Consider the following 12,701-nt stretch of genomic DNA (forward strand, 5'->3'; position numbering starts at 1 on the left):
TATAGTCAGTCGCATGTCAGTTGGACATACGCTCCTCGGCCTGCTGGAGTCGGGGCCGCGCCACGGTTACGACCTCAAGCGCGACTACGACGCGAAATTCGGCCACGACCGCCCCCTGCACTACGGCCAGGTCTACTCGACCCTTGCCCGCCTGCTGCGCAACGGACTCGTCAGCGAGCGGGGAACCGAGGCGGGTGGCGGCCCTGAGCGCAAGAGCTACGCCATCACCGACGCCGGGGTCAGCGACGTCGAGCAGTGGCTCGCCACGCCGGAGAAGCCCGAGATCTACCTGCAGAACACGCTCTACACCAAGGTCGTGCTGGCGCTGCTGTCCGGCCGCAGTGCCCAGCAGGTGCTCGACACGCAGCGCAGCGCGCACCTGGCCGCCATGCGCACGCTCACCGCGCGCAAGGCCGGCGGGGACCTCGCCGACGTGCTCATCTGCGACCACGCCCTGTTCCATCTCGAGGCGGACCTGCGCTGGCTGGAGCTGACCGCGGCCCGGATCGACGAGCTGGCCGAGCGGGTGCGGTCGTGAGTACCGCGGCGCTGCTGAGCGCCACCGGCCTGCACAAGTCGTTCGGGCCCACCGAGGCACTGCGCGGGGCGAGCCTGTGCGTTCAGGCCGGTGAGGTCGTCGCCGTGATGGGCCCTTCCGGGTCCGGCAAGTCGACGCTGCTGCACTGCCTGGCCGGGATCGTCCAGCCGGACGCGGGTGCGACGTACTACCAGGGCCGCAGGCTCACCGACCTCACCGACGCCGAGCGCACGGCGCTGCGCCGGACCGACTTCGGGTTCGTCTTCCAGTTCGGTCAGCTCGTGCCCGAGCTCACCTGTGTGGAGAACGTCGCGCTGCCGCTGCGGCTCGGCGGGCTCCGCAGGCGGGAGGCGGAACGTGCCGCGCTGGCGGCGATGGCCCGGCTGGAGGTCGACGACCTCGCGCCGAAGCGGCCCGGGGACGTCTCGGGAGGCCAGGGGCAGCGGGTGGCTGTCGCCAGGGCACTGGTCACCGAACCGAAGGTGATCTTCGCCGACGAACCCACCGGGGCGCTGGACTCGCTGAACGGGGAACGCGTGCTGCGGCTGCTCGTCTCCGCGGCGACCGAGCACGGCACCGCCGTGGTGCTCGTGACACACGAGCCCAGGGTGGCGGCCTATTCCACCCGCGAGGTGATCGTGCGGGACGGCCGGACGACCGAGCAGGTGGTCGCGTGAGTGTCCACAATGACCTCGTCCTCGGGGCCCGGCTGGCTGTCGGGGGCGGCCGGACCCGGGGGACGAGCCTGGTCCGGCTGGCCCTCGTCGCCACCGGCGTCGGGCTCGCCGTGGCGGCGCTGCTGCTCGCGCTGTCGGCCGTCGGCGCGGTTCAGGCGCGCATGGACCGGGAGTCGGCACGCGAGCCGGTTCCAGCCGAGGCGGGCGACACGTCGACGTACGTGATCCAGGACTGGACCTACTACCGCGGCACCCTGATCGAGGGCGCCTTCCTCCAGGCGGGCGGAGCGGGTGCGCCGGTGCCGCCGGGGCTCGACCGCGTCCCGGCGCCGGGGGAACTGGTCGTGTCCCCGGCCCTGGCGGAGTTGCTCCGCTCGCCGGAAGGGGAACTGCTCCGGCCGAGGTTCACCGGACGGGTCGTCGGCACGATCTCCGCCGAGGGGCTGGCCGACGCCGGCGAACTCAGGTACTACGCGGGTGCGGACGGCCTGCGGGAATCCGGGGCGGCCGAGGCCGTGGGGGCCTTCGGAGAACGAGGCGGATCGACCGGCCCGCCGCCGTTCCTGATGTTCCTCCTCGGTGTCTCGGCGGCGGTGGTGTTCGTGCCGTTGCTGATCTTCGTGTCGAGCGTCAGCCGGATCGCCGGTGCGGAACGGGACCGGCGGCTCTCCGCGCTCCGGCTGGCCGGTGCGGATGCCGCCCAGCTCCGCCGGATCGCGGCGGCCGAGGCGCTGGTCGGCGCGCTCGCCGGGGTCGCGGTCGGCGCGGTGGTGTTCCTGGCCGCGCGGCCCGCGGTGGCCGGGACGGACATCGCCGGAATCCCGGTCAGGCCGGCCGACTTCGCGCCGTCGTGGCAGGCGGCGACCGCGGGACTGCTGCTGGCGCCGGTGCTGGCGGTCGGCAGCGCGTTGTTCGGACTGCGGCATCTCGTCGTCGAGCCACTCGGCGTCGTGCGCCGCTCCGCCCCGGTCCGCCGCCGGCTGTGGTGGCGGTTGTCGCTGGTGGGCGCCGGGGTGCTGGCCCTGTCGCCGGATCTCGTGTTCGCCGTGGAAGGCCGCGGCCACAACACCGCCGTGGCGGCCGGTACCGGTTCCGTGCTGCTCCTGCTGGGGGTCCCCGCGCTCACCGCCTGGCTCACCGACCGGCTCGTCCGCCGTCTCCGGGGCGGGACACCGGCCTGGCAGCTCGCCGTCCGCAGGCTCCAGCTGGACAGCGGAACGCCGACGCGGGTGGTCGCGGGTGTCACGGCGGTACTGGCCGGTGCGATCGCCCTGCACGGCCTGTTCGGTGCCGTGCAGGCCGAGCGGGAACGGGTGATCGCGGACGAGCGGGACGCGGTGCTCGTCGCGGTCACGGACGCGGACTTCCGGCACGCCGCCGAGCTGCTGCGGCACACGCAGGGCGTGCGCGAGGTCGACGACGACGCGATCGTGCTCGACGAGACCGATCCCGCGGCGCTGGAACGGGCCCGCAACGCGCTGGCCCCGCTGTCGTGGCGCGCCTCGCTGTCGGCGCCGGTCGACAGCCAGGCCTCGGCGGAGCGGGCGGTGGCGATCCTGCGCGGGGTGCTCGTCGCGGGTGTGCTCCTCACGCTCGTGATCTCCGGGGCGAGCCTGCTGGTGCTCGTCAGCGGGCAGCTCGCCGAACGGCGCAGGGCGCTCGCCGCACTCGGGGCGAACGGGGTGCCGTGGGGTGTGGTCGGGCGGTCGCTGCTGTGGCAGAACGCGATCCCGATCGGTGTCGGCGTGGTGGTCGCGGTGAGCGTGGGCCTCGCCGCGACGGCCCTGGTGGGCAGGCTGCTGGAGATGCCCTTCCGGCCCGACTGGCCCATCGTCGCGGGTCTCGCGGCGGTGGCCGTGCTCGTGGTGCTCGCGGCGACCGCCGCGCTGCTGCCCGCGGTCAGGGCGGCCACCACCCAGTCCGCGCTGCGTGCCGAATAGCGTGGACCCTCCCCGCGCCGCCCGCACATGCGTAGGCTGTGCCCGTGATTTGTCCCAAGTGTCAGAACGTGCTGAAGACGGTCGACAAGAACGGCATCCACATCGAGCAGTGCGAGGGCTGCCGGGGCGTCTTCCTGGACCGTGGGGAGCTGGAGCAGATCGTCAACGCGGAGAAGGCCTTCTACGCGCAGGCGGCTCCCTCGGCTCCGCCGCCGTACCGGTCCGACGCGCCGCCGCCCCCGCCCGGCTACCAGGGCGCCCCGCCGCCCGCCCCGCACTATCCCGGCGGCCACTACAAGGACTCGCCCCGTCCGTACCGGGGTGGGCACGGAGGTTACGGCGGCTACCAGGACTCGCCGCGGCCGTACGGCCACGGGCACAAGGGGCATCGCAAGCGCAGCTTCCTCGAGGGGCTGTTCGACTAGGGCGTGCTCGATCTCAAGATCTGCCCCGGGTGCGGTGAGTTCGCCGAGGTTCCCCGGGCCGAGCAGGGGCGGCTGGTCTGCGCTCGCTGCGGCCACCGCCGCGAGTTCCGCCGGCTGCCCCTGTTCGCGCTCACTGGGCCCAGCGCGGCCGGGAAGTCGACGGTCGGTCCCGCGCTGGCGCGGCTGCTCGGCGACCGGGTGGTGCCGCTCGAACAGGACGTGCTGTGGACCGGTGGGCTGCGCGACGACGTGGACGGCCATCCGGCCTTCCGCTCGACGTGGCTGCGGATGGCCGCGATGATCCAGCAGAGCGGACGGCCGGTCGTGCTCTGCGGGACGGTGGTGCCGCCGGAGTTCGAACCCCTGCCCGAGCGCGTCTTCTTCAGCGAGATCCACTACCTGGCGCTGGTCGCCGAGCCCGGTGTGCTGGCGCGGCGGCTCCGGGCACGGCCCGCGTGGCGTGGCTGGGACGAACCGCGGATCGCCGAGATGCTCGAGTTCAACGACTGGCTGCGGGCCGAGGCGGGCCGGCTGGAGCCGCCCGTGCGGCTGGTCGACACCACCACCGCACCGCTCGACGAGACCGTGGCCACCGTGTGCGCCTGGGTGACCGACCGCCTGCCTCGTGAGTGAAGAGCGTGGTTAGAACCACGCTCCGCACTCACGAGGCAGGCGTGGTCAGAGGCCAGCGGTGCGTGCTCTCCGGCTCCCTGAGCCAGAACTCCTGGCGTTCGCCGGTGACCGTGACGCCGAAGTCGGTGCGTTCCGGCTCGCCGAGGGTGCGCCACTGGTCGTAGGCCGCCTCGACGAGGTCCCACAGCCGCCGCGGACCGCCCTGCTCGACCTCGAACCTTCCGTTCCGCCCGCGCTGGCGCGCCCACGACCCGTCCGCGTGCACGAGGCAACTGCGGTCCGGGTCGTCGGGGTCCGGCACGGTCGTCACGTCCGCGAGCGTCAGCCCGGCGAAGAACTCGAACCGGCTGGCCGGGCTCAGCACCGTGGTGAGGGGCAGCGCGGTCCGGGTGCTGGCCACGGTGCCGCGGCCGACCGCTTCCACCGGATCGGCGATCCGGTGCGCCCGCAGCGGCATGAACCGGCCGTCCCAGCCGAGCACCCTGCCCGTTCCGGTGGCGCCCGTCCCGACGACGATCCGGAGCAACCCGGCGCCGATCGGCCGGTTGAGGGTGGTGACGATCAGCCCGCCCTGCCGGGTCTGTTCCAGCCACGCCGGCGGGATCCGGGACACCGCGCACGTGCACAGCACGCGGTCGTACGGCGCACCCCGGGGCAGCCCGTGTTCGCCGTCGGCCGCCTCGCCTCGTGGCTGGTATCCGAGCCGGCGCAGGGTCGCCCCGGCGAGCGCGGCGAGCCCCGGGTCGATGTCCACTGTGTACACGTGGGCGGAGCCGAGCCGTTCGCACAGCAGTGCCGTGTTGTACCCGGTTCCCGTGCCGATCTCGAGCACGCGGGAGCCGCTGGCCACGAGCAGCTGCTCCAGCATCACCGCCATGATCCCCGGCATGCTCGACGAGCACGTGGGCGTGCCGGGCACCGGGCCGTCCCGCCGCGCGAGCTCCCACCGGGACAGGTCGTCGTCGAGCTGGGTCACCAGCACCGCGTCGGAGTAGACGGTGCCGAGTGCGCCGTCGTCCTCGACGCTCACCGCGGCCCACCGCGAACCGGAGGGGACGAAGAAGCGGGGCACGAACGCGTGGCGCGGCACCTGCCGGAACGCGGCCAGCCACCGCGTGTCCGTGAGGACGCCGTCGCGGTGCAGTCCCTCCGCGAGGCGCCGCCGGGCTCGTGCGGCGTAACTCACCTGTCCACGATATCGCCGTGGCGTGAACCACACTCGATGGTTGCAAGCAGAGTGCTTGCAATAGTTAGCACTCGGGCGTACCGTCGGTGGTGTCGTGAGGAGGTGGCAGTGGTGACGGAGACACCGGCTCCGGAGAGCAACGGTGCGGCCAGGACCGTCGATGCCAAGCCGATGGACAAGGTCGCCGACATCGGCCGGGACATCGGCGAGTACATCCGGCAGCAGCGCAACAACGCGAAGATCTCCTTGCGGCAGCTGTCGAAACTGGCCGGGGTCTCCAACCCGTACCTGAGCCAGATCGAGCGCGGGGTTCGCAAGCCCAGCGCGGAGATCCTGCAGCAGATCGCCAAGGGGTTGCGAATCTCGGCGGAGGCCCTCTACGTGCAGGCGGGAATCCTCGACCTGCCGGTGGGTGGGCCGGTGCCCGACGCGATTCGTGCCGACACCGAGCTGTCCGAGCGGCAGAAGCAGGTCCTGCTCGATGTGTACGAGTCCTTCCGTCGGGAGAACCGGGCGGTCAACCCCACCGAACCCACCACAGCCGAGTCCGAACCCGAGGAGTGATCCACATGGCCACCAACAAGTCCGAGGACACCCGCAAGACCAGCTTCGACCCGATCCGCACGCCGCTGCTCGCCGCGCTCGGCGCGGGCAACCTGGCCGGTCAGGCCGTCGCCGACGCCATGAACAAGGCGAAGGAGCGCGTCACCGAGAGCAGCGAGGTCGCGCGGAAGAACATCGAGGAGCTGCCGACCGATGTCGAGCAGCTCCGGGAGCGGTTCGACCCGGCCGAGCTCCGCAAGCTGCTCGACGAGTACACCGAGGCCGCGCTGAAGCTGTACCAGAAGCTCGCCGAGTCCGGTGAGGAGGCGTGGGAGCGGCTGCTCACCCAGCCGCAGGTCAAGCGCAGCATCGAGCAGCTGGAGGAGGCCCTGCAGACCGCGCAGGAGCGCGTCGGCGACTTCTCCGGTGACGCCCGCGAACGCGTCGACGAGGTGCTCGCGCTCGTGTCCAAGCGGACCCGTTCGCTCGGCGAGAAGGCGGCGACGTCGATCGGCGAGACCAGCAGCGACGTCGCCGAGGCCATCGACGAGGCCGGTTCCGAGGCCGCGCACGAGACGCGCAGCGTCAGCCGCAAGGCCGCCAACCGGACCTCCCCGCGCACCACGAGCGCCGCTCGCCGCGGCGGCTCGAGCACGTCCAGCACGTCGAGCACCTCGAGCAACACCCGGAAGAGCACCGGCGGTGGCTCGAAGTCCACGAAGTAGGACTCCGGCGGAACTGTCATGAGCGGCCCGTTACGGACGAGAGCTGTCCGTAACGGGCCACTCATGACATCCGGGCCCGCTGGCACGCGGCACGGCCTGACGTACCCTGGGGTGGTGCCGCTCATCGCGCAATGGATCGTCTGGGTCATCGACTGGGCAGGGACCCTCGTCGGCGTGTTCGCCTTCGTGCACGCGCTCACGCAGCGTGCGGACGCGTACGCGGCCGCGGACAGAAAGACCAAGCCGGTATGGCTGGCCATCACCGGTGGCTCCACTGTGGCGCTCGCGCTGTTCGGTTACTACGGCGCGGGGATGATCTTCTGGCTCGCGGGCCTGGTCGCGGTGCTCGTCTACATCGTCGACGTCCGGCCGAAGCTGATCGAGGTCCAGCGGGGCGGGCAGTACTGACCGACCACTATCGTTGGCGGCGTGACCACCTGGAGCATCGCCGGAACCCTTGACGTCCTCCCGGCCGCGCAGCACCCCGGCCTGATGGCCGAGCCGGTGGCGAAGGCCCTCGCCGGGATCACCGAGCCGGTGGGCGTGGCGGAGATCGACCCCGAGCTCGCCGACACCGCCGAGTTCTGCGCCGCCTACTCCTCGCCGCTGTCCGCCTCCGCCAACTGCGTCGTCGTGGCGGGCAAGCGATCCGGCGAGGTCCGCTACGCCGCGGCCATGATCCTCGCCACCACCCGCGCCGACGTCAACGGTGTCATCCGGCGGCGGCTCGACGTCCGGAAGGCCTCGTTCGCCCCCATGGCGGAGGCCGTCGCGCTGACCGGCATGGAGTACGGCGGCATCACGCCGATCGGCCTGCCCGAGGAATGGCCGATCCTCGTCGACCGCGCCGTCGCCGACTCGCCGGAGCTCGTCGTGGGCAGCGGCATCCGCGGGAGCAAGCTGCTGGTCACGGGCGCCCTGCTCACCTCGCTGCCCGGTGCCGAGGTGATCGAAGGGCTCGCCAATCCGGTCTGAGCCCTGGTCCGGACGAAGCCGACGAAGCCGACGAAGAGGAGCCACGCATGGGACAGGTCACGGCCACCGCCGAGCGCACGATCGACGCACCGGCCGAACAGGTGCGCGCACTCGTCGCCGACTACGCCGAGACCCGGCCGAAGATCCTCACCGAGCACTACCGCGACTACGAGGTCACCGAGGGCGGCCAGGGTGCGGGCACCGTCGTGCGCTGGAAGCTGCAGGCGACGTCGAAGCGGGTCCGGGATGTGGTGGCGACCGTCAGCGAGCCCGAGCCGGGCACGCTCGTCGAGACGGACGCGAACTCGAGCATGGTCACCACGTGGACGGTCCGGGAGGCCGGTGCCCGCAGCCTGGTACGGATCCAGACGAGCTGGCAGGGCGCGAGCGGCATCGGCGGCTTCTTCGAGAAGACGTTCGCGCCCGCGGGGCTGAAGCGGATCCACGACGGCGTGCTCGCCAACCTCGACGCGCGGGCGCGGTCCTGATGCCGGCCACGGAGGTCCGGCTCGCCGCGCGGCCGCACGGTATGCCCACCCTCGACGACTTCGAGATCGTCGACGTGGACGTGCCGGAGCCCGCGCCGGGCCAGGTGCTCGTGCGCAACAGGTGGCTGTCCGTCGACCCGTACATGCGGGGCCGGATGAACGCCGCCAAGTCCTACGCCGAACCGTACGAGGTCGGCAAGGTCATGCACGGCGGCGCGATCGGCGAGGTCGTGCGGTCCACAGTGGATGACCTGGCTGTCGGCGACCTCGTGCTGCACGGTCTCGGCTGGCGCACGCACGCCGTGCTCGAGCCGCGGCACGCGGCGCGGATCGACCCGGAGGCCGCGCCGCCGAGCGCGTATCTCGGTGTGCTGGGCCTGACGGGTCTCACCGCCTACGTCGGCCTGTTCGACGTCGCCCGGTTCGCCGAGGGCGACACCGTGTTCGTCTCCGCCGCGGCCGGAGCCGTCGGTTCGGTGGCGGGCCAGCTCGCCCGGTCGCGTGGCGCGCGCCGGGTGATCGGCAGCGCGGGTTCCGCGGAGAAGGTGCGCTACCTGCGGGAGGAGCTGGGCTTCGACGCGGCGTTCGACTACCACGACGGGCCGGTCGCCGAGCAGCTGGCGGCCGCCGCACCGGACGGCATCGACGTGTACTTCGACAACGTCGGCGGCGAGCACCTCGAGGCGGCCATCGGTTCCCTCAACCTGCACGGCCGCATCGCCGTGTGCGGCATGATCTCGCAGTACAACGCCACGGAACCGACACCGGCCCCGCGCAACCTGTTCCAGATCGTCGCGAAGCGGTTCACGATGCGGGGGTTCCTGGTCGGCGACCACTACGACGCGCGGCCCCGGTTCCTGGAGGAGGTCGCCCCGCTCGTGCGCGACGGCAGCCTCAGGTACTCCGAGACAGTGGTCGAGGGCATCCGCAACGCCCCGCGGGCCTTCCTCGACCTGCTCGCGGGAGCCAACACGGGCAAGATGCTCGTGCGTGTCGAGCGTGGTTAGAACGACGTTCCCCGCTCACGAGGGCTGGGACGTGAGGTAGCCGCCCATCGTGCGGAAGTAGTCGGTGGCGGCGTACTCGGTGTCGTCCTCGGTGCGTACCCGCTCGACCAGCAGCCCGTGGTTCTGCCCGTACCTGGCGTCCGCGCCGGCGACGATCACCACGCCGTCGCCCTCGCGGATGAAGATCCGCCCCGGCGTGCCGCCGTAGCGGCCCTCGGAGACCGAGGCGCGCACGATCCGCAGTTTCCGTCCCTTGTGGAAGGTGAAGGCGTTCGGGTACGGGTCGGACTGCGCCCGCACCAGCCGCTCGATGTCCTCGGCGGGCCACGTCCAGTCGATGCGGCTGTCCTCGATGGACCGCTTGTGGAAGAAGCTGGCCTTGGTGCGGTCCTGCGGCGTCCAGTCGGTGCGCCCGGACGCGATGAGCGGCAGCGCCTCGCTCACCACCGGCTCGATGAGGTCGACGGTCTTGTGGAACAGGTCCGTGGCCGTGTCCTTCGGGCCGACCTCGACCGCCTTCCGCAGCACGATCGGCCCGGCGTCGAGCTCGCCGTCCATCATGTGCGCGGTGACGCCGACCTCCTTCTCCCCGTTGATGAGGGCCCAGATCAGCGGGGAGAAGCCCGCGTAGGCGGGCAGCAGCGAGTCGTGCACGTTCAGCGTCCCGAACCTGGGCAGCCGGAAGATCTCCGGTGGGATCCAGGTGCGCCAGTTGTTCGCCACGATGAGGTCGGGCCGGACCTCCCGCAGCCGCGCGGCCAGCTCCTCGTCCGGCCGGTTGCGCAGCACCACCTCGACGCCGTGCTCCTCGGCCAGGTCCGCCACCGAGTCCGCCCAGATCCGCTCGTAGGCGTGGTCCGACTTGGGGTGCGTCACCACCAGTGCCACGTCGTGCTCCGAGTCCAGCAGCGCCCGCAGGGTCCGGTGCCCCCACGTCTGGTAGCCGAACATGACGACCCGCATCGGGCTCCTCCAGATCCTTCGGTGGCAAACGGCGCCTAGTGAAGCAAGCCTTACCTAAATTCGCAACCCCCGGCGGTACGGGATGAGGATCACCCACAAAAGTACTAACTGAGCCTTACCTAAGTTAGGTTAGGGTTTCCTCTGTTCGGCTGGTTCACGGCGATGGGACGGGGTATGCCAGAGGCGCTGCGCAAGGACGAGACACCGGTCTACGACCTGGTCGGAGTGGGGTTCGGGCCGTCCAACCTCGCGCTCGCGATCGCGGTGACGGAGCACAACGCCGGTACCGGGGACGCCGTCACGGCGCACTTCCTGGAGCGGCAGGAGCGGTTCGGCTGGCACCGCGGGATGCTGATCGACGACGCCACCATGCAGGTCTCCTTCCTCAAGGACCTGGTCACCCTGCGCAACCCGGCCAGCGACTTCAGCTTCCTCTCCTACCTGCACGACCAGGGCAGGCTGGTGGACTTCGTCAACCACAAGAACCTCTTCCCGCTGCGCGTCGAGTTCCACGACTACTTCGAGTGGGCGGCCGCGCGGGTGGACGACATGGTGTCGTACTCGCAGGAGGTCGTGGCCGTCCGGCCGGTCTCCGCGGCGGGGGAGGTGGCGTACTTCGACGTCGCCACGGCGGCGGGCGAGGTCTACCGCGCCCGCAACCTGGTGCTGGCCACCGGCCTGCGGCCGTACCTGCCGGACGGGGTCACCGCGTCGGACCGGATCTGGCACAACCGCGACCTGCTGCACCGCATCGACGACGTCGACGAGCGCACCGCCCGCCGGTTCGTCGTGGTCGGCGCGGGCCAGAGCGCGGCAGAGGTCACCGCGTTCCTGCACGACCGGTTCCCGCGCGCCGAGGTGTGCTCGGTCTTCTCCCGGTTCGGCTACAGCCCTTCCGACGACAGTGCGTTCGCCAACCGCATCTTCGACCCCGACTCGGTCGACCGGTTCTACGGCGCGCCGGAGGAGACCAAGCGCCGGATCATGGACTACCACGCGAACACGAACTACTCCGTGGTCGACCTCGAGCTCATCGACGAGCTCTACCGCAGGCTCTATCGCGAGAAGGTGCTGGGCGTCCAGCGGCTGCGCATCCTCAACGTCTGCCGTCCGGCCGCGGTCGAGGACACCGGCGACTCCGTGCGCGTGACCGTCGAGTCGCTCGCCACGGGGGAACGCACCGACCTCGACGCCGACGTCGTCGTCTACGCGACCGGGTACCGGCCCGACGACACGCCCGCGCTGCTCGGCGAGCTCTCCCGGTACTGCCTGCGCGACGAGCACGGGCGGTTGCGCGTCGAGCGCGACTACCGCCTGCGCACCGTGCCGGAAGTGGCGGGCGGCCTCTACCTGCAGGGCGGCGGCACCGAGCACACGCACGGCATCACGTCGTCGCTGCTGTCCAACAACGCCGTGCGGTCCGGCGAGATCCTGCGCTCGGTCGCCGACCGCCGCCTCCGGGGGGAGAGCGCCAGTCCTGCCGCGGCCTACGCGGTCAGTGGAATCAGTTCCCGGTAAGGCAGTTCCCGGCAGAGAAGGAAGAAAGGTAGTTCCCCGATGTTCCCCATCCTCCGAAAGCCGGTGCGGGCGTGGCTGCGCCTGCCCGCGGCGCTGCTGGGCCTCGTGCTGGCAGTGGTGCTCGCCGGCTGCGGCAGCTCCGACGGTTCCGGTGACTCCTCCGGCGACCAGCCCTCCAACGCGGCGGCCGACGGCGCGTTCCCGGTGACCGTCGAGCACAAGTACGGCAGCACGGAGATCACCGAGGCCCCGGAGAAGGTGGTCACCCTCGGTCTGTCCGATCAGGACGCGGTACTCGCGCTCGGCATCAAGCCGGTCGGGGTCGTCGACTGGTTCAAGGAGCGCCCGTACGGCAAGTGGCCGTGGACCAAGGAGCGCTGGGGCGACACGCAGCCCGAGATCGTCGGCGAGCGCGACGAGTACAACATGGAGAAGGTCGCGACGCTGCGGCCCGACCTCATCATCGCGCAGTACTCGGGCATGACCAAGGAGCAGTACGACACCCTCTCCGAGATCGCGCCGGTCGTCGCGCAGCCCAAGGAGTACCCCGACTACGCCGCGCCGTGGAAGGTCATGACGCAGCGGATCGGCAAGGCGCTCGGCCGGGAGGACGAGATCAACCAGCTCATCGAGCAGACCGACCAGCGCTTCGCCGAGGTCAGGCAGAACCACCCGGAGTGGGCCGAGCAGACCGTGGTGGTCGCCGACAGCTTCGAGCCCGGCGTCTACTCGGCGTTCACCAGCACCGACCCGAAGGCGGACTTCTTCAAGGAGATGGGCTTCCAGCTCAAGCCCGCGATCGACGAGGCCGCCGAGGAGGGCGCGAACGTCGCCCAGCTCAGCGCCGAGCAGCTCGGCATGCTGGAGGCCGACCGGCTCGTCTGGGTCACCTCCAGCGAGGAGGCCAACGAGCGGATCCGGTCGGAGCCGCTCTACCAGCGGCTGAAGGTCCACCAGGACGGCCGTGACCTGTTCGTGCCGTACGAGAACCCGGACATCGGTGCCGCGTTCTCCTTCAACACCGTGCTGTCCATCCCGTACGCCATCGACCAGATGGTGCCGCGGCTCGAGAAGTGACGGAAG

The 12,701-nt window shown here is 71.3% G+C and carries 15 protein-coding genes; 13 read left to right on the forward strand and 2 right to left on the reverse strand.

Translation table 11 applies throughout. The annotated features are described in order from the left end of the window. Nucleotides 1-13: 13 nt before the first annotated feature. From B0I33_RS21770 to B0I33_RS21790, 5 genes are read left to right on the forward strand one after another with little or no spacing between them, the layout of a single operon-like run. Nucleotides 14-538, forward strand: a complete 525-nt coding sequence (locus B0I33_RS21770) for a PadR family transcriptional regulator (protein ID WP_106180694.1) — start codon at nucleotides 14-16, stop codon at nucleotides 536-538. Further along, nucleotides 535-1,215: an ABC transporter ATP-binding protein gene (locus B0I33_RS21775; RefSeq protein ID WP_106180695.1), complete on the forward strand. Its 681-nt coding sequence runs from the start codon at nucleotides 535-537 to the stop codon at nucleotides 1,213-1,215. Before B0I33_RS21770 ends, B0I33_RS21775 begins: the two co-directional genes overlap by 4 nt. Further along, entirely contained in the window at nucleotides 1,212-3,155 is a 1,944-nt protein-coding gene (locus B0I33_RS21780; RefSeq protein ID WP_106180696.1) for an FtsX-like permease family protein, read from the forward strand. Before B0I33_RS21775 ends, B0I33_RS21780 begins: the two co-directional genes overlap by 4 nt. Before the next feature lie 44 nt (nucleotides 3,156-3,199). Continuing rightward, nucleotides 3,200-3,580, forward strand: coding sequence for a TFIIB-type zinc ribbon-containing protein (locus tag B0I33_RS21785; protein ID WP_106180854.1), 381 nt, complete (start codon nucleotides 3,200-3,202; stop codon nucleotides 3,578-3,580). 3 nt (nucleotides 3,581-3,583) lie between these two features. Further along, entirely contained in the window at nucleotides 3,584-4,213 is a 630-nt protein-coding gene (locus B0I33_RS21790) for an AAA family ATPase (RefSeq protein ID WP_106180697.1), read from the forward strand. Between the two features lie 28 nt (nucleotides 4,214-4,241). On the opposite strand, the gene B0I33_RS21795 is transcribed toward B0I33_RS21790, so the two are convergent. Continuing rightward, nucleotides 4,242-5,399 carry a methyltransferase domain-containing protein gene (locus B0I33_RS21795; RefSeq protein WP_106180698.1) on the reverse strand — a complete coding sequence of 386 codons (1,158 nt, stop codon included), beginning with the start codon at nucleotides 5,397-5,399 and terminating at the stop codon, nucleotides 4,242-4,244. A 171-nt stretch (nucleotides 5,400-5,570) separates the two neighbouring features. Here B0I33_RS21795 and B0I33_RS21800 point away from each other — a divergent pair, with 171 nt between their 5' ends. From B0I33_RS21800 to B0I33_RS21825, 6 genes are all read left to right on the forward strand, one after another. Continuing rightward, a complete protein-coding gene (locus B0I33_RS21800; RefSeq protein ID WP_106180855.1) occupies nucleotides 5,571-5,963 on the forward strand; it encodes a helix-turn-helix domain-containing protein in 393 nt (130 codons plus the stop codon). A 5-nt stretch (nucleotides 5,964-5,968) separates the two neighbouring features. Further along, a complete protein-coding gene (locus B0I33_RS21805; protein WP_106180699.1) occupies nucleotides 5,969-6,667 on the forward strand; it encodes a DNA repair protein RecN in 699 nt (232 codons plus the stop codon). Nucleotides 6,668-6,781: 114 nt separating this feature from the next. After that, nucleotides 6,782-7,075 (forward strand): DUF2516 family protein, encoded by a 294-nt coding sequence (locus B0I33_RS21810; RefSeq protein WP_106180856.1) that lies wholly within the window; start codon nucleotides 6,782-6,784, stop codon nucleotides 7,073-7,075. A gap of 21 nt (nucleotides 7,076-7,096) precedes the next feature. Then, complete coding sequence (locus tag B0I33_RS21815) at nucleotides 7,097-7,642, forward strand: YbaK/EbsC family protein (RefSeq protein WP_106180700.1); 546 nt, start codon at nucleotides 7,097-7,099, stop codon at nucleotides 7,640-7,642. Nucleotides 7,643-7,689: 47 nt separating this feature from the next. Further along, nucleotides 7,690-8,130 carry an SRPBCC family protein gene (locus tag B0I33_RS21820; RefSeq protein WP_106180701.1) on the forward strand — a complete coding sequence of 147 codons (441 nt, stop codon included), beginning with the start codon at nucleotides 7,690-7,692 and terminating at the stop codon, nucleotides 8,128-8,130. Next, nucleotides 8,130-9,137 (forward strand): NADP-dependent oxidoreductase, encoded by a 1,008-nt coding sequence (locus B0I33_RS21825; protein ID WP_106180702.1) that lies wholly within the window; start codon nucleotides 8,130-8,132, stop codon nucleotides 9,135-9,137. Before B0I33_RS21820 ends, B0I33_RS21825 begins: the two co-directional genes overlap by 1 nt. Before the next feature lie 15 nt (nucleotides 9,138-9,152). On the opposite strand, the gene B0I33_RS21830 is transcribed toward B0I33_RS21825, so the two are convergent. After that, on the reverse strand, nucleotides 9,153-10,100 hold the full coding sequence (locus B0I33_RS21830) for a methionyl-tRNA formyltransferase (protein WP_106180703.1): 948 nt from the start codon (nucleotides 10,098-10,100) through the stop codon (nucleotides 9,153-9,155). Nucleotides 10,101-10,274: 174 nt separating this feature from the next. On the opposite strand from B0I33_RS21830, the gene B0I33_RS21835 reads away from it, so the two are divergent. Both B0I33_RS21835 and B0I33_RS21840 read left to right on the forward strand, forming a co-directional pair. After that, the gene (locus tag B0I33_RS21835) at nucleotides 10,275-11,618 is read left to right on the forward strand and encodes a lysine N(6)-hydroxylase/L-ornithine N(5)-oxygenase family protein (protein WP_106180704.1); all 1,344 of its coding nucleotides are present in this window, start codon (nucleotides 10,275-10,277) and stop codon (nucleotides 11,616-11,618) included. A gap of 39 nt (nucleotides 11,619-11,657) precedes the next feature. Continuing rightward, complete coding sequence (locus B0I33_RS21840; RefSeq protein WP_106180705.1) at nucleotides 11,658-12,695, forward strand: iron-siderophore ABC transporter substrate-binding protein; 1,038 nt, start codon at nucleotides 11,658-11,660, stop codon at nucleotides 12,693-12,695. Nucleotides 12,696-12,701 lie beyond the last annotated feature (6 nt).

Origin of the sequence: Prauserella shujinwangii, assembly GCF_003001955.1 — a bacterium.
In the GTDB taxonomy this organism is placed as follows: Bacteria; Actinomycetota; Actinomycetes; order Mycobacteriales; family Pseudonocardiaceae; genus Qaidamihabitans; species Qaidamihabitans shujinwangii.

What these genes read in the sequence shown, in the direction of transcription:
- B0I33_RS21800 (WP_106180855.1), top strand. Translation starts at nt 5,571, where the DNA reads ATGGACAAGGTCGCCGACATCGGCCGGGACATCGGCGAGTACATCCGG.
- B0I33_RS21835 (WP_106180704.1), top strand. Translation starts at nt 10,275, where the DNA reads ATGCCAGAGGCGCTGCGCAAGGACGAGACACCGGTCTACGACCTGGTC.
- B0I33_RS21805 (WP_106180699.1), top strand. Translation starts at nt 5,969, where the DNA reads ATGGCCACCAACAAGTCCGAGGACACCCGCAAGACCAGCTTCGACCCG.
- B0I33_RS21770 (WP_106180694.1), top strand. Translation starts at nt 14, where the DNA reads ATGTCAGTTGGACATACGCTCCTCGGCCTGCTGGAGTCGGGGCCGCGC.
- B0I33_RS21825 (WP_106180702.1), top strand. Translation starts at nt 8,130, where the DNA reads ATGCCGGCCACGGAGGTCCGGCTCGCCGCGCGGCCGCACGGTATGCCC.
- B0I33_RS21820 (WP_106180701.1), top strand. Translation starts at nt 7,690, where the DNA reads ATGGGACAGGTCACGGCCACCGCCGAGCGCACGATCGACGCACCGGCC.
- B0I33_RS21830 (WP_106180703.1), bottom strand. Translation starts at nt 10,100, where the DNA reads ATGCGGGTCGTCATGTTCGGCTACCAGACGTGGGGGCACCGGACCCTG.
- B0I33_RS21840 (WP_106180705.1), top strand. Translation starts at nt 11,658, where the DNA reads ATGTTCCCCATCCTCCGAAAGCCGGTGCGGGCGTGGCTGCGCCTGCCC.